Annotated in this window: 14 protein-coding genes; 5 read left to right on the top strand and 9 right to left on the bottom strand. The window is 60.8% G+C overall.

Annotated features, from left to right (window positions below):
• Positions 1 to 3: 3 nt before the first annotated feature.
• The 3 genes from H5V43_RS11430 to H5V43_RS11440 all read right to left on the bottom strand — a co-directional run bounded on the left by H5V43_RS11430 (position 4) and on the right by H5V43_RS11440 (position 4,927).
• On the bottom strand, positions 4 to 2,034 hold the full coding sequence (locus tag H5V43_RS11430) for a glycosyltransferase family 4 protein (RefSeq protein WP_193666666.1): 2,031 nt from the start codon (positions 2,032 to 2,034) through the stop codon (positions 4 to 6).
• A 277-nt stretch (positions 2,035 to 2,311) separates the two neighbouring features.
• Positions 2,312 to 3,802, bottom strand: a complete 1,491-nt coding sequence (locus tag H5V43_RS11435; RefSeq protein ID WP_025550137.1) for a phosphomannomutase — start codon at positions 3,800 to 3,802, stop codon at positions 2,312 to 2,314.
• Between the two features lie 45 nt (positions 3,803 to 3,847).
• Positions 3,848 to 4,927 (bottom strand): mannose-1-phosphate guanylyltransferase/mannose-6-phosphate isomerase, encoded by a 1,080-nt coding sequence (locus tag H5V43_RS11440; RefSeq protein ID WP_025550136.1) that lies wholly within the window; start codon positions 4,925 to 4,927, stop codon positions 3,848 to 3,850.
• 575 nt (positions 4,928 to 5,502) lie between these two features.
• Between H5V43_RS11440 and H5V43_RS11445 the strand changes: the two genes are divergently transcribed.
• Positions 5,503 to 7,074, top strand: coding sequence for a hypothetical protein (locus H5V43_RS11445; protein WP_244968621.1), 1,572 nt, complete (start codon positions 5,503 to 5,505; stop codon positions 7,072 to 7,074).
• On the opposite strand, the gene H5V43_RS11450 is transcribed toward H5V43_RS11445, so the two are convergent.
• Positions 7,048 to 7,773 carry a class I SAM-dependent methyltransferase gene (locus tag H5V43_RS11450; protein ID WP_025550135.1) on the bottom strand — a complete coding sequence of 242 codons (726 nt, stop codon included), beginning with the start codon at positions 7,771 to 7,773 and terminating at the stop codon, positions 7,048 to 7,050. The two genes, H5V43_RS11445 and H5V43_RS11450, sit on opposite strands and share 27 nt — an antisense overlap.
• A complete protein-coding gene (locus tag H5V43_RS11455; RefSeq protein ID WP_025550134.1) occupies positions 7,746 to 8,762 on the bottom strand; it encodes a glycosyltransferase family 2 protein in 1,017 nt (338 codons plus the stop codon). Before H5V43_RS11455 ends, H5V43_RS11450 begins: the two co-directional genes overlap by 28 nt.
• A gap of 117 nt (positions 8,763 to 8,879) precedes the next feature.
• Between H5V43_RS11455 and H5V43_RS11460 the strand changes: the two genes are divergently transcribed.
• A complete protein-coding gene (locus tag H5V43_RS11460) occupies positions 8,880 to 10,421 on the top strand; it encodes a YfhO family protein (RefSeq protein WP_025550133.1) in 1,542 nt (513 codons plus the stop codon).
• A 668-nt stretch (positions 10,422 to 11,089) separates the two neighbouring features.
• Here H5V43_RS11460 and H5V43_RS11465 read toward each other — a convergent pair.
• A complete protein-coding gene (locus H5V43_RS11465; RefSeq protein WP_099186356.1) occupies positions 11,090 to 13,420 on the bottom strand; it encodes a GH92 family glycosyl hydrolase in 2,331 nt (776 codons plus the stop codon).
• A 240-nt stretch (positions 13,421 to 13,660) separates the two neighbouring features.
• Here H5V43_RS11465 and H5V43_RS11470 point away from each other — a divergent pair, with 240 nt between their 5' ends.
• Positions 13,661 to 14,566 carry an ROK family protein gene (locus tag H5V43_RS11470; RefSeq protein ID WP_025550132.1) on the top strand — a complete coding sequence of 302 codons (906 nt, stop codon included), beginning with the start codon at positions 13,661 to 13,663 and terminating at the stop codon, positions 14,564 to 14,566.
• On the opposite strand, the gene H5V43_RS11475 is transcribed toward H5V43_RS11470, so the two are convergent.
• A complete protein-coding gene (locus H5V43_RS11475; RefSeq protein ID WP_226870480.1) occupies positions 14,559 to 14,831 on the bottom strand; it encodes a hypothetical protein in 273 nt (90 codons plus the stop codon). The two genes, H5V43_RS11470 and H5V43_RS11475, sit on opposite strands and share 8 nt — an antisense overlap.
• A 353-nt stretch (positions 14,832 to 15,184) precedes the next feature.
• Here H5V43_RS11475 and H5V43_RS11480 point away from each other — a divergent pair, with 353 nt between their 5' ends.
• Both H5V43_RS11480 and H5V43_RS11485 read left to right on the top strand, forming a co-directional pair.
• A complete protein-coding gene (locus H5V43_RS11480; RefSeq protein ID WP_025548519.1) occupies positions 15,185 to 16,003 on the top strand; it encodes a class I mannose-6-phosphate isomerase in 819 nt (272 codons plus the stop codon).
• Between the two features lie 40 nt (positions 16,004 to 16,043).
• On the top strand, positions 16,044 to 16,646 hold the full coding sequence (locus H5V43_RS11485; RefSeq protein WP_025548521.1) for a 5'-methylthioadenosine/S-adenosylhomocysteine nucleosidase: 603 nt from the start codon (positions 16,044 to 16,046) through the stop codon (positions 16,644 to 16,646).
• Positions 16,647 to 16,780: 134 nt separating this feature from the next.
• On the opposite strand, the gene H5V43_RS11490 is transcribed toward H5V43_RS11485, so the two are convergent.
• Entirely contained in the window at positions 16,781 to 17,317 is a 537-nt protein-coding gene (locus H5V43_RS11490; protein WP_025548522.1) for an adenine phosphoribosyltransferase, read from the bottom strand.
• A 68-nt stretch (positions 17,318 to 17,385) separates the two neighbouring features.
• On the bottom strand, positions 17,386 to 18,234 hold the full coding sequence (locus tag H5V43_RS11495; RefSeq protein ID WP_044660303.1) for a cytochrome c1: 849 nt from the start codon (positions 18,232 to 18,234) through the stop codon (positions 17,386 to 17,388).
• Positions 18,235 to 18,246: the final 12 nt, after the last annotated feature.

Consider the following 18,246-nt stretch of genomic DNA (forward strand, 5'->3'; position numbering starts at 1 on the left):
TCTCTATATTTCGTACGAAATAATGATTTTCTCCACGATTATCTCCCCTGCCGACGGTGTTATAGCTAGTCGCAGCGGACCCGGGATATGGGGGAGTGGATAGGACAAGATCGTGGGTCCGTGTACATTGTACTGAACCTTGTGGGTGAGACCGTCTAAACCAATCGCGATCGTGACGGGATCGCCTGTCGCCATCACATGAATATGTAAATGCGCATTGGGCGATCCCGACCAACAAAACCACAGCGCGGCATCCTCGCCTCTGATGCCGCAACCTTCCATGGTTGGCGCCAGCCAACCATAGCCATGGCGAAGGGGATCACCCGACATTATGTCATCGCTCCCTTGCCGTGAAAGGGACAGCGACCAGACCCCTGTGCCAGTGATTCGAGGTAATGTGTCGCGCGTGCGCGATGGAATCGCTTTCGCCTTCACCATCAGCTCGGCTGCAATTTGCTGCCAGCTTCGAGGCGCGTAGCTCTTCCGAATTGCTCCCTCAGCACCAAGTCGCGTTTTCTCGTCCAGCAGTGTGCGCACGGTGGCCGCGATTTGGGCGGCATCATGAGGATCGAAATAGCGAGCGAAAGACCCCCCAGCCTCCGGTAGAGAGGAAACACCTGAAATCGCCGGAATTTTGCCGTAGGATAAGGCCTCGGAGACCGGCAGCCCCCACCCTTCGTAGAAGCTTGGATAAAGTGCGAAAAGACAATTTTCATACAGCGCGGCCAATCCGTCATCGGGAACGCCGTGGAGGATACGCACCAAGCGCTGTAACCCCGGATTGTCACGCAACATCCGGTGTAAATCATCGTTTAGCCAACCACGCCCGCCCACACATACCAAATGCGGCATAGCAGATTCACCCAAACTGTCAGCCAGCGACATCCAGGCCCTAAACGCTCCCATGTGATTTTTTCGGGGTTCAAGCGTCGAGACCAACAGGACATAGCCGAGCGGCTCCAAGCCAAAGGTCTGCAGGACGTCGACACTGGCCGAGAGCTGCCGGAAATCGCCATCAAGGCGAACGACGGGAACGGCACTTGCTGCCATGGGGGCACCGCATTGTGCCGATTTTTCGACAAGATCGCGCCGCGTGGCCTCGGAAATGGCGATACAACCATCAGCCGAGTGGAGAAGGGACCTGAACCAAGCGCGATAGTCGCGCACAAGCGACTGGATGAACCAAGTCGGCTCAATCATCGGGATCAGGTCGAAGACGAGAGGAACATAAATGACGGCATCGCGGGTCCGGACCGTCCGGATATCAAGCAAGTAATTGCGATCTGCCCAAGACGTGCCCAGATTGATTAAGATGGCCCCGCGCGGGAAATGAACCGTCCGTGATACAGCGATCAGTCGGTACATGTCGTTCAGGTGCGCTTTCCACGCCGGATCTTCTGCATCGTCGCTCTGTTTAGCCAAACGGCAAAGCGCCTCGAAACGGTCATTGTCGAGTTTGATCCATCCTCGTTGTACGCTGGAATAGATACAGTATATCGGCCGAACAATTCCTTCCATGGCAGCCAGCGATATCTCGATCTGGACGCGTTGAATGCCCGTGGGCAAGCGGCGCTTACCGAAGAATGCGATCAGGTCAGTCACGTCCAGCAGGACCGCACCGATGGGCAGAGGTTGATGACCTTCAGTTTTTTGAATTGCTGGATCGATGCCTAGCAAGGTCAGCGCATCGATCCATGTTTCCGCTTCTGCATCGGGGTCGGGCATCGCTCGCGCTAGTTCCGACAGTGCTTCCAGATTTGCCCGGTCTCGGTTCAACGCCCGGATGAAATATCGGGCTGCGTCCACCGGCTGATACCATGCCTTCGCCATATGCCCCAAATGGAGCAGGGGTTCAGCATCATTAGGATGTAATTGCGCAGCCATTTCATAAGCCGCTCTGGCAGCATCGATGGCGCCTCCTTCCTTTTCCATGTGCCCAAGCTGAATCCACAGATGGTGCAAATGCGGTTCATGGGTCACTGCCTGACGATAACCGGATGCAGCAGTGGCCCAGTCTTGGCGTGCACGGGCCATGTTAGCGAATCTGATATGCACGGCCGTGCCCCGCCGGACAGTCAGGCCGTTCGACTTGGGACCAAGTCCCCATCTCCTGGACATACGGTCCAGCCAGCTTGTGATCCACCGCATATTTACGCCCTAGAAGGCCAATTTACAGGAGGCAATGGAGGCGCATCGCACATGCCTATCTGGGGGAGGTGGGCATGTCGGCTTTTTCGGAAGGAGCAAAGCTATTTACTATCGCCCAAGCCGCACCGGCGAGCGTTCAGATAGACATCCAAAGGATGATGAGTCACCCGATCACAAGATCGCGCACCACCTCCAACGCCTTCGCATTGTTGGCGACCGACCGCTCCGATGTGTCGCTTTCCGTATAACAGCGCAGTTCGGGCGCGTTGCCACTTGGGCGCAGGTGAATGATGTCGCCGCCTGCAAAATGGATACGCAGCCCGTCAGTAAGATCGATACCGTCCACTTCACCAGCGATACCACCGAATGTGGCGGTCAGTCGCGCCAATATTTCCGCCTCGCTTCCTGCCTCCAAATGCGCGATCAGCGCCCTGCTTTGGGCAGTGGGATAATTTTGCAACCGTTCGCTGAATGTATAGCGCGCAGGCAATTGACGCGGAAGCATCGACAAGGAGACGTCTTGCCGCCGCGCATCGACCAGCGCAGCAAGAATCGGCAGGACCGCGTCGCGCGTAGGCAATGCGGACAGGCGCGTATTTTCTAAACGAACCTCTGCCCCGAGAAGGAACCCGCCATTCGCTTCATAGCCGCATACGGTGACCTGCCCCGCATTTATCAGGTTGTTCATTGCCTCAATCACGAAGGGAGATCCGATGCGGGTACGGCTTACCGCGTCGAACAAACCAGACAATTCGACCGCGCTGTTGCAACTTACCGGCGTCGCTACGGCTTTGATGCCCAGAGCTCGCGCGCATAGGATGCCCAGTATATCGCCCCGAATCCACGTTCCGGACTCGTCTGCCAGCAGCGGTCGATCCGAATCTCCGTCGGTGGAGAGAATCGCGTCGAGGTTCAGTTCGGACGTCCATTGACGGGCGAGAGCCTGGTCTTCGGGCCGAACAGCCTCAGTATCAACTGGGATGAAGGTTTCCGACCGGCCGAGGCGGTAGGCTTCTCCCCCCAATTGTTCGACCAGCCTTACCAGAATGTCGCGGCCAACCGCCGAATGTTCATATATGCCAAGCCTCAGCCCCTGTAGCGCCTCGGTGCCAAAGGCATCGACATAGCGGGCGACATAAGCTGTTGCGACATCAATGAGTGGGCCCAGTGGGGTCGGCTCCCCCAGCATATCCTCATCATCGAACAGGTCGGGCAGCGTGATATTTTGGGCGCGAATTCCCAACTCATCGGATTTGAGCACTTCGCCATCGTTGCGATTGAACTTGATGCCGTTGCGGTCGTCAGGGATGTGACTTCCAGTTACCATCAGAGACGCGATTCCCCGGGCAAAGCCATAGGCAGCTACAGCGGGGGATGGCACAAAGCCGCAGAAGTCGACATGACCGCCCTTGTGGTGGATAGCTGCAGCGCAGGCAGCCATGATGCGCGAGGAAGAAGGGCGCAGATCGCCGGCAATCGCCACATGGCTTCCCGGTGCGAACTGCCCGATATTCTCCAAATGTTGCAAGAACCCGCAGGTGTAGGCGAAACATATGCGGTCGGTCATCGCACTGACGAGCCCGCGCGCACCACTGGTGCCGAAAGTGACGCCGGATAGCGACATCAGATCGGCAATCGAAACAGTTTGCGTCATATATCTCCGGGAATCAGCAGAAAGAGGGATCGTCCAGCGTTCAAGCTATTCGGCAGCCATCGCCGCGGCTTTGATGGCTTCCGTCACCTTCCTCACTTTCTGAGATTCCCCCCGGCGCAGGATCATGACCTCGCCCTGCGATATCACCACGATCAAGTTATCGACATCGACCAGGGTGACCCGAGGGCCATCACTATTGATGAGGCAATTCCGTGCGCCTAAAAGTATCGCTTCACCCCGGACGGCATTATTGTCCATGTCCCTGATGCTGACGCTGTGCAGCGAATCCCAGCTCCCGACGTCCGACCAACCCATATTTACCGGCACGCATGCCACACGGGCCTCACGTTCCATTACGGCATAATCGACGGAATCCGATGGACAGACAGCGAAGGCTTGCGGGTCAGGGACAATTTGCAGGCCATTCCGTTCCGCCGCTGCCAACGAAGCTTTGACCGCAGCAAGTATAGCGGGCTGGTGCCGCCCCAATGCTGCCAGATAGGCGTCAGCACGGAACATGAAAATGCCAGCGTTCCATGCATGATTGCCCTCGGCAAGCATCTCAGCAGCACGGTCCGCATTGGGTTTTTCGACAAAACGGACGACCTCATGGATCATGTCTCCGCAGATCTCGCCCATTTTGATATAGCCATAGCCCGTTTCGGGAGCATCCGGTGTGATGCCGAACGTGACGAGCCAGCCTTCAGCCACCAGAGGTAGAGCGCGGGCAATCGCTTCGTGGAAGGCAGGCAAGTCAGCGATCGTGTGATCGCTTGGCATGACGAGCATTGCATCGCTCGCCTGCGCTTCGAACGCAGCCAACGCGATAGCAGGAGCCGTATTGCGGCCGAAGGGTTCGAGCAGAACGAGATAATCCTCCAAACCACTGACGGTGATCTGCTCGTGGATGATGCTGGCATGCGCAGCACTAGCTACCACGATCGGGCGGCCGATCGACGCTGCCCTGAAGCCTTTAATCCGCTTCATTGTGAGCTGCAGCATAGTTTCATCCGCTGTCAGCGGTAGAAGTTGCTTTGGACGTTCAGGTCTTGAGACGGGCCAAAGCCGTGTGCCGGAACCACCCGACAGGATTACTGGCACAATTTTGGGAAGGTCGTTGATCATAACCCACATTATCTGAGCAAAGACAAATAGTTTGAGTCTGAGCCGGCTGCAATATGAACCGACCCCCACTTGCTGGCTTCATGCGCGGAAAGAATCTGATTGCCAAGTGATTTTCAGACGCACGATACCCAGCCATCGTGTCATTTTGTCATTCGTTTCACATCTGTTTTAAATATAATCGGGCGAGCGTCAAAGGCGGAGCATTGAAATCAGCTTGTGATATTTTTGGCATGCGACTTTCAACCCCGCGCCAGATTGGTGATGGCCATGTATTCTTCAACCGCTTTGGCGAGCCTTACAAGGACACGCAGCTTGGCCGCATCCCGGGAAGCAATTCGCTGAAGACGCAGCACGAGACAGCCTGCAAGCAGGCCGGATCGACCTCTTCACCAACATGCACATGGGCGGCTGAATATCGCTCAGAATGGTCCAGCGCTATGCCAGCGTGGGCACCGACCACATGCGCGAGTCGATCAGCAAGTTGAACTGAACGCACATTTTTTCCATTACCGCCCTTTGCCATATGGCACCGCTCCTCTATCGACCTAGGCGGGTGATTTTTGGGGACCTGGAAAATGGGGGAGACATCCACCTCGGCCGGCCATATCGGGCCATCCACTGACGCCGCTGCCATGGTCTCGGGGAATCAGCGCTCCATTTTCATCGCACAACGCTGGATCTGGACATCTCTTGCCGCTCTTCTGGGCAGCAGCCAGCTACTGCTTTGGCGGTTTCTCGATACCGCGCCCGGCTGGGCCTACGTGCTTGGCGCATTGATCGTCGGCGGACTTTGCTTCTTCACCGTTAAAATCACCAAGGATAGCCGCGATATTGCCCTCACCACCTTGCTGACCTGTTTCCTGGTCGCACTGGGCCTGTTGGTACTGAGCGGCGAAGGACGGTTCTTCTACGCCAATGTGGATTGGCAGGTGCGCTTTGCCGTGTTGCGGGACATGGGCATCAATCCCTGGCCTTTCATCTATACGGCACGCCCTGAGCCCGACCTGCTGCGCGCGCCGATCGGCATGTTCCTGGTACCCGCGCTGGTCTTCAAGGCTCTTGGCCCAAGAGCGGCGGATATCGCCCTGCTGTTGCAAAATACCACGCTGGTTGCGTTACTGCTCGCCTTGGGTAGCCAGCTGTTCATAAATCAGCGCTCGCGCCTGATCGGCCTGGCGATATTCATCCTGTTTTCCGGCATGGATGCGATTGGCGACCTGCTCATGCAGGGAATGCTCACCGGTCACATGGAAGACTGGGCCGAGATCCAATATTCCTCGACCATCACCCTGCTTTTCTGGGTGCCGCAGCACGCAATTGCCGGTTGGGTGGGCGCGGTCAGCTATATGTTGTGGCGGGAGGGCCGCGTGCCCCTCGCGCCGTGGCTTGCGCTACTGCCGATGACGGCGCTCTGGTCGCCGCTGGGGCTGATGGGAGCCATGCCCTTTGTCGCGCTGGCAGGGTTGCGAACACTGATCGCGCGTTCGCTGCGCTCGTGCGATGTCCTGGCTCCGGCGGGATCGCTTCTCCTTTGCCTGCCCTCGCTCATCTATCTGGGCACGGCATCGGATGACGTCGGCTTCCATTTTCAGCCGATCCCCTTCGTCCAATGGCTGCTTTTCCAATCCTTCGAAACGCTTCCTTATCTCATCCCTCTGGCGATCGCCGGGCAATCGACGCGATTCGGATCGGACAGCTTGTGGCTGGCCTTTGCCTGGCTGATGCTCATCCCCTTTGTGCAGATAGGCTGGTCGACCGATTTCATGATGCGCGGCTCAATCACTGCCCTGGCTCTGGTCACGGTCATGGTCAGCGATCATATCGTGCAACGGGGCGAGAGGTGGCGCTGGTTTATGGTGGTGCTTGCCATCGGTAGCCTGACCGGCCTCGCCGAGATACGGCGCGCTATGCTCTATCCTGCCGCACCCGAAGTGCGCTGCACCTTCTTCAAGGCATGGGACCAGACCTTCGCTGCCTTCCCCAAGGGCTCCTATCTGGCGCCTGTCGATAAGGTTCCCTCGCTCATCCGCCCTACCCATCCGGCCCGCGCCTCGGCGAGCGAACCGGCCCGCTGCTGGGACGGCACCTGGAGGCTGCCCTATGATCCGCGCAACGCTCCGTCAGACCGAGAGAATGGCGTAAAGTGACAAGCCCAAGGGGAAGGAAAGGCGGCCAAGCAGATGTCGCTCTGCCGCGAACATCCGCTGAAGCGCGGCATTGACGAGCGGCGACGGACGCGCGTCCAGGGGCGTGTCACGGCGCAACAACTGATGAGCGAAGCGCTGCGCTACCGCGAGCGGGAAAAGCAGGCTATTGAAATGGCCGGAGGCTTCGACCTTCAACCCTGCTGCGCGGATCACTTCCAGCAGGCCATCATGGGTGTAACGACGCTTGTGGTGGTGCAGCACGTCATGGTCCGACCAGAGCCAGGGCGCAGCCGGGACGGTAAGCAACAACCGCCCGTTAGGCGCGAGCCGTCTACCCAGAGCGTATAGCGATGCTTCATCCTCATCGATATGCTCCAGGACATCGAGCAGCGCGATCAGACCGTAGCGCGTTTCGCCGAAACCGATCGCATTGGGCAAGGCGCCTGCGTCCACCCGGCACAGACCTCGCGCAGCGGCCAGGGCGCGGGCGTCCGCATCATATTCCATGGCATCGAGCACACCATATTGTGCCAGCAGCGCAAGGTTGCCGCCGGTGCCGCATCCCGCTTCGAGGATGCGGGCGTCGGCAGGCAACGGAACATGGGTGCGGACCAGGCTGTCGATGATCGCGCGACGCGCGACAAACCACCAATGATCCTGCTCCTGCGCGCTCATGCTCGCATAGGCTGATCGGTCCATTCGTCCTCTTCCTTGGCTTGGGGCTGGATAGCACGCGGCGCTATAGGCTCGCTTTCCTCCGCCACGACATAAAGCGGCCGATTGCGCACTTCCTGCGCGACGCGGCCCAGATATTCCCCGATGATGCCAAGGCTCATCAGGTTGAGGCCCCCCAGCATCAGCACGGCGACCATGATCGAGGCGTAGCCCGGCGTATCCACTCCGGTCAGCAGCGTGTGCAGCACCAGGAAGGCGGCATAGGCAAAGGCCATCAGGGCGATGCTGCCGCCGATATAGGACCAAATCCGCAAAGGCATGGTGGTCGAGGCGGTGATGCCATCCACGGCGAGGGACCAGAGCTTGCTGACGCGCCATTTGCTGCTTCCAGCCTCGCGTGGAGCACGTTCATAATCGACCGTGGCGACGCGAAAGCCCACCCACGAGAAAAGCCCCTTGGTAAAGCGTGCCTGTTCTCCCAGCTGCTTGATGACGTCCACCGCCCGCCGGTCGAGCAGCCGGAAATCGCCGACATTCTCCGGGATTGGGTGATCCGAAAGGCGGTTGATGAGGCGATAGAAGCCTTGCGCGCTCCAACGCTTGAACCAGTCGTCGCTGGACCGATCGGCGCGGCGCGCATTGACCACCTTCGCCCCCGCCAGCCATTGGCGGACCATGGCGATAATGACTTCCGGCGGATCCTGCAGATCGACATCGATCGGGATAACCGCGTCTCCCCTCGCCCGGTCGATCCCGGCAGCCAATGCCGCTTCCTTGCCGAAATTGCGCGATAGGGTGATGTGGCGGACATCGGGGTCCAGACGGGCGAGGATCGTCAATATGTCGCAGGTGCGGTCAGTGCTGCCATCATTGATGAACAGAAATTCGGCTCGAGCGTCCGGTCCGATGAGCTGAAGCGCTCGGGCGACCGCGGGACGCGCTGCATCCAGGAACAGCGAAATGCTCTCCTGTTCATTGAAGACCGGAATGACGATCGACAGCGAGATGCGCATGGGTCTTGGCCTGGTCCACCCGAAATGAGACCCTACGCTATCGACCACAATGGTTAACGGAAGGTGAGGGTCAGGAAGGATAAAGGCAAAATTTACCATAGGCTGGCATGACGGGGCATGCCCAGCTTCCAAGCCCTGACCACAAAACCTGCCATCATCCTGACCATGGTCGGAATTGGAGCATTGTTGCCCAGCTTGGTGCTGGGTCCCGGGGCGACCCATTCACACCTCTATAACAACATGTGGACGGCCCATTTCGGGGAGCAGATGGCAGCGGGCCACCTTTATGAGCGTTGGCTGCCGAAAAGTTTTGAGGGACTAGGCGCCCCAACCTTCTATTTCTACCCACCCCTTGCCTATTGGGTGTCGGGCGGACTCCACGCACTGGGCCTTACGGTTTCCCAGGCCATAAATGGTGCTGGACTGCTGCTGTTGATCGCCTCGGGCCTTACCATGCATGCCTGGCTTTCGGTGCGGGGCACCTACCCGCTCCTAGGCGCCATTGTCTACATGCTCGCACCCTATCATCTCTATAACTTCCATGTGCGAGGAGCGCTGGCGGAATTTGCCGCCCTCGTCTGGCTACCGCTGATCGCGCTCGGGATAGAACGGCTACCGCATCGACGCGGACTTCTCCTGCTAGCGCTGTCCTATGGCGGCCTTATCATCACCCATTTGCCGCTGGCGGTGCTGACCGGGGTGTTCCTGATCGGGCCGCTGATGCTCCGACGCATCTGGCAGGAACCGAAGGCATTTCTACCCGGCGCTCTGGCAGGCGTGATCGCGTTGGGGCTGTCCGCCTTCTTTCTGCTCCCGGCGGCGACGCTTCAGGACCATATCTCCACCGTCTTACTTTGGGCCCCGGGTTATCAGGCGACGGATTGGTCGATCAACAACACGAACTTCACCATGTTTACAGGGCCAGCATTGGCGCTCGTTATCCTCGCATGGCCGGCACGGTCCTTCTGGACAGTGCTGACGATTATCGGTGCGCTAGCAGCTGTGCGTCTCATGCCTTTTGTGTGGGACATTCCCCTGCTCAACAAAACGCAATTTCCCTGGCGCATGATGGGTATCGTCGAATTTACCGCCATTGCGGCACTGTTGTCCTGTCAGTTGCACCGCATCCGCATGGTACTTGCAGCAGGCGCGGCTCTTCTCGTTTTTGCCTATGCTCTCATGTTCTCGAGAACGCTGGACGCACTCAACCATCCGGTGGATTATGCTCTCATCGACCGGATCAAGCCGGACGCACCGGAATATCTTCCGAAAGGTTTCGATATTTCGCTGGTAGAGAAAGAATATCGCTGGACGGATGTGCGGAAATTTCGGGCGTTACCGCGTGGGAACGAAATTCGGGTCAAGGCAGCCGGGCACATCACAATTCATAAGGCCGATTTTCCGATCTGGCGCGTGACGCGAGACGGGTCGCCCGTCCCACACAAAGGCCCCCTGATCAGCTTTGACGCCCAGCCTGGCATCTACCGCATCGAGCGGTTGACGATCTGGCAGGAGAAGGCCGGACTGGCGATCAGCATAATGACGGCGCTTCTGCTTTTGTTTACGCAAGCGTCCAAACGCGGAGCAATGCCATTTGCTGAACTCCGAAATGCGTTACCTCGTGAGAGGACGAATCTACGGCGAATTGCAGACAGCTAGGGTTTTTTCACCGGAGCGATTTAGCTCTGAAACTTACGAAATTCTCGGATGGGCTGGAGAAAGGGCAGTAGCAGAGGGCACTTCAATAAATTTTTGAAACTTCCCTATCCGGAAGTACATGGAATTTTATGGGCGCGCTCGCAGGTCAGGTTGGACAATGATCCTCGCTGGACGAATCTTTAGCGGGAGCTAACTGGCTAAACTGCTGGGTGTCGGCGATTCTCGCCGCTGTTCTTTCAACAGGGCGCTGAAGGACGGTTTGCTGGTCCGCCTACGCTCTCGTCGAGGTCCCTGCCGGCATGCTTTTGATAGCCCTTCGTCGGCACTGCCTGGCGGCCTGAGGCGTAGACCCTCGCCGCTTATGATGCGACCAAGATGACCGCCAGCATCCTGGAATAGTATGAGAAAGAAAATGGCTTAAGCCGCGCAAGCATTTTCCAGCTATGGACCAGGGTAGAAACAGATACGAACATCGACTATCTGAGGAGTCTAAGGCAGTCATCCAAGATGATGCAAATCTGAAGGAAATTCAACTGTGGGCGAGTTGTGCAAATTCTGGGCAGACACGCCAGACTCAATTCCTACTGATTTGATTTCAAACGAAAAACTAGATGTGAACCTTTGCCTTGACATCGCAGGCATCATAAGTTCAATCCTTGCCACGCCCATCACCGCTCAGCCGGCGCGGTAGAAAGCGAATAGGGCCAGGTTCCCGCTCCTCTTCCCCATTCCCGGTTCGGCTTTGCCTGCATGGTGAAGCGCAACGTCCCGCCCTCGCGGATCTCCCCGTCCGCGATCCAGCTTCGCCGCAGCGGCCGTCCGTTTAGTTCGACCGCACCCACATAAACATTGGCGGCGGACAGATTTTCCGCCTCCACCGTGAAGCGCCTGCCGTTGGGAAGCGTCAGTACCGCGCGGCGGACGAAGGGGCGACCGACGACATATTGGTTCGATCCCGGCGTCACGGGATAGAAGCCCAGCGCCGTGAACAGCAGCCAGGCCGACATCTGCCCCAGATCGTCATTGCCCGACAGTCCGTCGGGTGTCGGCTTGTATTGGCTCTCGACGATCTGCTTCAGCCGCGCCTGAGTCCGCCAGGGCGCGCCCGCATAAGCATAGAGATAGGCGACATGATGGCTGGGTTCGTTGCCATGGATATATTGCCCGATCAGCCCGGCAATATCCTCCGCATGGCTGTAGTCGAGCTTCGACACATCATAGTCGAACATGGCGTCGAGCTTCGCGATCGCCCGGGCGTCGCCGCCCAGCAAGCGGAACAGCCCCGCCTGATCTTGCGGCACGAACCAGCTATATTGCCAGGCATTGCCCTCCGTATAATCCGAACCATAGTTGATCGCGGCCGGATCGAACGGCGTGCGGAAGCTGCCATCGGCCTTGCGCGCCCGCAGCCAGCCGCTCCTGACGTCGAAGCCGTTGCGCCAACTGGACGACCGGGCGAGGAAGCGCTTCGCCACATCGCCGCGCCCCATGGCCTGCGCCATGCGGCCGATCGCCCAGTCGTCATAGGCATATTCGACCGTCTTCGACGCCGCCTCCGGTTCCCGGTCGATGGGCACATAGCCCAGCTTCATATAGTCGCCCAGCCCGCCATAGGGCGCGTAGTCCGCGCTGGCGACCATGGCGGCCAGCGCCTTGTCCGGGTCAAATCCCCTGAAGCCCTTCAGATAGGCGTCCGCGATCACCGGCACCGCATGATAGCCGATCATCGTCCATGTCTCCCGCCCGGCGAACTGCCAGACCGGCAATATGCCGTGCGGGCTGTGTTCCCGGCTGGCGATCAGCGAGTTGACGACGTCGGAGGTCGTCCTTTCCGGCTGGACCAGCGTCAGCAGGGGATGTTCAGCGCGGAAGGTATCCCAGAGCGAGAAGGTCGAGCGAAAGGTGAAATCCTTCGCCGCATGAACCTGATCGTCCGGCCCCCGATAGCGGCCGTCGACGTCGCTCCAGATGCTGGGCGCCAGCAGCGTATGGTAGAGCGCGGTGTAGAGATTCGTGAGCATCGGCTCCGGCGCATCCATCTCCAGCCGCCCGAGCGCCTGCCGCCATGCGTCCTCGGTCCTCCTCCGGACGGTGTCGAAACCGGCGCCTTCCGCATCGAGATTGGCGATGGCCCCGCCCTCATCCACCCCTGAAAGCGCGACCTGGACCTCCAACGGGCCATCGAGCCTGCCGAAGTCGAGCCTTGCCTCCAGCGCCTTGCCCAGCTTCTCGGCCAGCGCGTCGCTGCCCCGCCCCGGCGCCTGGAAGCCTTTATAGGGAACCGCCTGGTCCCGGTCGATGAAGGCATGGTCCTTCAGGGGTGCGGAAAAACGCATGGCAAAGAACAGCTTGCGGCCCGCCGCCCATCCCCGCGTCTCGCGAAAGCCCGTCAGCGTGCCGTCCGGGTGGAGGTGCAGACCGGACCAGAGGATCTTGCCCGGATAATCGTAAAGAGAGGAGCGCAGGTCGATCAGCAGATGCGCCTCCCGCCCCGCCGGAAAGGCATAGCGGTGGATGCCCACCCGCTCGCCCGCTGTCAGCTCCGCCCGGATGCCGCTATCGGCCAGCGTCACCGCATAATAGCCGGGCCTGGCCGTCTCGCTGTCGTGTGAGAAGCGCTGGCGATAGCCGGAGCCCGCCTGTTTCGGATCGCCCGGATCGAGCCGGACGGCGCCCGTCTGCGGCATCACCAATATGTCGCCCAGATCGGAATGGCCCGCGCCGGAGAAATGGGTGTGGCTGAATCCCTGGATCGTCGGATCATGATAGCTGTAGCCCGCCGCATGGGCATAGCAGTCGCGCACCTGGCAGGTCGTATCGGTATCGGGCGAAAGCTGGACCATGCCGAAAGGCGCGGAGGCTCCAGGGAAAGTGTGGCCTTCCGGGCCGGTGCCGATCAGCGGATCGACGAAGCCCAGCGGATCGGCAGGCGTCTGCGCAGCGATGGGCCAGGCCGAAGCCGTCAGCAGCAGCGCGCAGATGAGCAGCGGCGCCCTCATCGGGCGGCAACCGGCACGGGGTTGAAGCACGGGTTTTGCCGGATCATGATCCATTGCCTCCAAATCATCGGGTTGCGTTCGTCGCGCCCTGCCCTGTTCTTCCCGCCCTAATAGCGGTCGGCAATGGAAAAGCCGCCATCCCATTGTACAAATGTTGAATTGGGCCACGCATGACGGTGCGCTCCGAACTTGCAGGGCCTGGGGCAATATGATTGGACGGCGATGATGGATGCTGAACCGATGCTGGCCGGAATCGAACTGGGCGGGACCAAGGTCCTGGTGCTCCGCGCGCGCGGCGGGACGATTGTCGACCGGGAGACGATAGCGACCACGACGCCGCGGGAGACGCTCTCCAGCGCCGTCGCGGTGCTGAAACGCTGGCATGCGGAGGCGCCCATCGCCGCCATCGGAATCGGCAGCTTCGGCCCGCTTCGGCTCGACCGCCGCGCCCCGGACTTCGGCGTCATGCTGCCCACGCCCAAGCCCGGCTGGGCGGGTGCGGACATATTCGGCACCCTGACCGCGCCCTTCGATTGCCCCGCGATGATCGACACCGACGTCAACGGAGCCGCTCTGGCGGAGCTGCGCTGGGGCGCGGGCGCGCTGGGGGACGCGCCCTCCGACAGCCTGTGCTACATCACGATCGGGACCGGCGTGGGCGCAGGGTTCGCGTTCAACGGCCGCACCGTCCATGGCGCCATGCATCCGGAAATCGGCCATATCCGTGTTCCGCGCGCTCCCGGCGACGGCTTTGCGGGCCGTTGCCCCTTTCACGGCGATTGCATCGAGGGTCTGGTGTCCGGGCCCGCGCTCGCCCACCGCTTCGGCATGCCGGGCCATGAGATCGATCCCGCCGACCCCCGATGGGACGATGTCGCCAGCGACATCGCCCATCTCGTCTCCACCATCCTGCTGGGCACCGCGGCGCGACAGGTGCTGATCGGCGGGGGCGTGGGCATGGGGCGGACCGGTCTGCTGGCGAAGGTCCGTCGAAACGTCGTCGTCCAGCTTGGGGGCTATTTGCCGCATGTCGACGATTCCAGCATCGGCCGGATCGTCATGACGCCGCTGCTTGGCGATCAGGCCGGTCCTTTGGGTGCCGTGGCCTTGGCCATGGATGCGCTGAGCGCGGAGGGCGTCAGTTGACGCCCTTCTGCCGGAGGAGCAGCGGCAGGACCATCATCGGCGCGACCATGGCGATCACGCTGGCGACCAGCAGATCGTCGACCCACCGATAGACCGTCGTGAAGAACATCAGGAAGGCCATCGTCGCCAGAACGGGAAGGATCAGGGGAACCACCCCGCCCCCCATCCGCCGGCCAAGGACGCCGATCGCATCATCCATATGGCCCCTGCGGCGCTGGCCTTCAGGGCGTGCGCCGCCGGCGCCGCTTCTCATCGGCCGGTTCATGTCCTGATCCTCACTGATCTGATCGGTTTCATATAGAAACCAATAAACGAACTTCCAGACGGGAAGATCGATACGGACCGTTTCCGATCTCGACAGCAAGGCGGACGCGGGTGGGATGTCCCGCACTTCCGTTGACCGCTAGAGCCAATCGACATTCAGAAGATGACGAGCCGAAAATGATGGTTTTCCGTGACCCGGAGCGCAGCCTACTCAAAATAGGTGAGCACCGGAAGCACGGAAAAGCGTCATTTGCAGGCCGTCAGGGCTGAATGTCGATTGGCTCTAGCCCGATAGTGCGTCCTTTCCGGATGGAGGCCCTTGCCTGACGGGAGCGACCGTTCATAAGGAACCGCATGACCACGATCCGCCTGCTCGCCCATAGCGTCGAAAAGCCCTGGGGCCGCATCGATATTCCTGCCGCCATCGCGCCTTCGGATGGCCGTCGCGTCGGCGAAGTCTGGTTCTCGCCGCCGGAGCAGGAAGAAGGGCGGCCTTTGCCGCTGCTGGTCAAATATATCTTCACCAGCGAAAAGCTGTCGGTTCAGGTCCACCCCAATGATGCGCAGGCGCGGGAACGCGGGCTGGCGGGCGGCAAGTCGGAATGCTGGTACATATTGGATGCGGAACCCGATGCGCGGCTGGGAATCGGCCTGACCCGCGACCTGACGGCAGAGGCGTTGCGCACAGCAGCCCTCGACGGCAGCATCGAGGCGCTGATGGACTGGAAGCCGGTGCGGGCGGGCAGCTTCTACTATATTCCCGCCGGCACGGTGCACGCCATAGGCGGCGGCGTGACGCTGGTGGAAGTGCAGCAGAATAACGACGTGACCTACCGCCTTTACGATTATGGCCGGCCACGCGAACTGCATTTGGAAGAGGCGATGGCCGTCAGCGTGGCGACGCCCTATGCCCTGCCCGACCGGGTCGTCCCGATGACAGCGCAAGAAAGACTGGTGGCGGGCTGCGATGCGCCCTTCATCCTGGACATGGTGCAGGGTGAAGCCGGCACCGGGCAGCGGATCGAAGGAGAAATGGCCTGGTTCATTCCGCTGGCCGGCGCCGGCACGATCGACGGCGAGCCGTGGCGGCAGGGCGAATGCTGGCTGATCGAAGGGACCGCCGGCCTGACCATCCATGACGGGATGAGCGCGCTGCTCGCCCGCCTGCCTTGAAACATCGGCGAATCGGGGGGACTGCATGCCACGGGGAGAAATGATCGCGGACAAGCGCGTCCTGTTCGTGATGGCGGTGGAGGATGAATATGGTCCTCACCTCAGGGCCCGGTTCGACCCGCTGATGACCGGCGTGGGCCCGGTGGAAGCCGCTCTCAACACCGGCCTTGCGCTCCAGCGGCTGGATCTGGAAGGCGCGCTGCCCGACCTCGTCATCTCGCTGGGATCGGCGGGATCGCGCATCTGCACCCTGGGCGAGGTCTATCAGGTCGCCAGCGTTTCCTGGCGGGACATGGACGCCTCCCGCCTCGGTTTTCCGAAGGGCGTGACCCCCTTTTCCGACCACCCGGCCGAAATAGCGCTGCACATGCCGCTGGAACTTCGCACCGCCCGGCTGTCCACGGGGGCGAACATCGTCGGCGGGGACGAATATGCCACGATCGACGCGGACATGGTCGACATGGAGAGCTTCGCGGTCGTCCGCGCCTGCCAGCGCTTTGGCGTGCCGGTAATGGGCCTGCGGGGCATTTCCGACGGCCCGGGCGAATTAGCGGACATGCTGGGATGGACCCAGTTGCTGGCGCTGCTGGACGAGCGTCTGGCACAGGCGGTCGATATGCTGGAGGGAGCGCTTGGGCGCTGAGGAGATGCGGTCTTCTTAAGGCGCAATGGGCCGACTGCTGCCATTTCCCCTCCCGCTGGCGGAAGGGGGAATGTCCTGGATTGGCCCCTGGGGCCTTTCTCCCCCTTTATCTGAGGCGCCTGACCAGAACCGCCTCAATGCCCCTCAAAGGCGATGATCGCCGCCGACGCGACGCCGTCCGCTTCCAGCGCAGCCATGCCGCCCAGATCGGGAAGATCGATCGCGAACAGCGCCATCAGCACGGTTGCGCCCTGCTCCCGGACAAGTTGCGCCGCCGCAAGCGCGGTTCCGCCGGTCGCGATCAGATCATCGACCAGCACCACCCGCGCCCCGTCCGGGATTTGCCCTTCATGCAATTCCAGCCGGTCGGTGCCATATTCCAGCACATAATCGATGCCGACGGTCTTGCCGGGCAGCTTGCCCTTCTTGCGCACGGGCACGAAACCCACCCCCAGCGCATGGGCCAGCGCCGCCCCAAGGATGAAACCGCGCGCCTCGATGCCGACGATGAAGGCCGGGTCGAGCGGCCGCGCCACCGCCGCCATCCGCTCGACCAGTTCAGTGAGACCGGCTGCGTCCGCCAGCAATGTGGTGATGTCCCGGAACTGGATGCCGGGCTTGGGGAAATCGGGAATCGTGCGGACCAGGGCCGCCAGGCTGTCTGCGCTCATCTTCGCCCTCATAAGAAAAGGGGGCCCGGTTTCCCGCGCCCCCTCCGATGTTCTGTTCCAGACCCCGTTCAGGCGGCCTTTTTCTTGTCCGCCCAGATATTCTGGTAGGCCATATAAGCCAGGCCCGTCGCGATCAGCAGGAAGAAGATCGTCGCCAGACCCGCGCGACGGCGGTTTTCCAGCTTGGGTTCGGCCGTCCAGGTCAGGAAGGCCGCGACGTCCTGCGCCATCTGGTCGACGGTTGCCTTGGTGCCGTCTCCATAGGTGACCTGTCCGTCCGCCGTCAGCGGCGGCGCCATGGCGAGGTTCAGGTTCGCGAAATAGGGGTTGTAGTGCAGCCCCTCCGGCGTCTTCGCGTCCGGAAATTCCTTCAGCAGTTCGGCCGGCTGCGCCTGGAAGCCCGTCAGCAGCGAATAGACATAGGCGCTGCCGTGATGGCGGGCCTTGGTCATCAGCGAGAGATCGGGCGGGATCGCATTGTTGTTCGCCGCCGCCGCCGCAACGTTGTTCGCGAAGGGCTTGGGGAAATAATCCGCCGGGATGGGATCGCGGGTCGACATCTCGCCCGTCTTGGGATCGACGTCGGGGGTCTTGATCGCCCACTGCTTGGCGATCGCCTTGATCTCCGCCTCGTTATAGCCAATGCCCTTGAGGTCGCGGAAGGCGACGAACTTCAGGCTGTGGCAGGCCGAGCAGACTTCCTTGAACACCTGGAAACCGCGCTGGAGCTGCGCCTGGTCGTACTTGCCGAAGGGGCCGTCGAACGAGAAGGCGACATGCTTGGGATCGCGGTGGAATTCATGCTCCACCGTGACCGCCGGCGGCTCGGTGACATAGGCCACCGCGCCCACCAGGAAGGAAACCAGCAGCCAGCCCGCGAAAAAGAGGCCGACGAGAAATGCGCCGATGCGTATCATTAGTCTTGTCCC

It is taken from the genome of Sphingobium fuliginis (genome assembly GCF_015074805.1).
Classification (GTDB): Bacteria; Pseudomonadota; Alphaproteobacteria; order Sphingomonadales; family Sphingomonadaceae; genus Sphingobium; species Sphingobium fuliginis.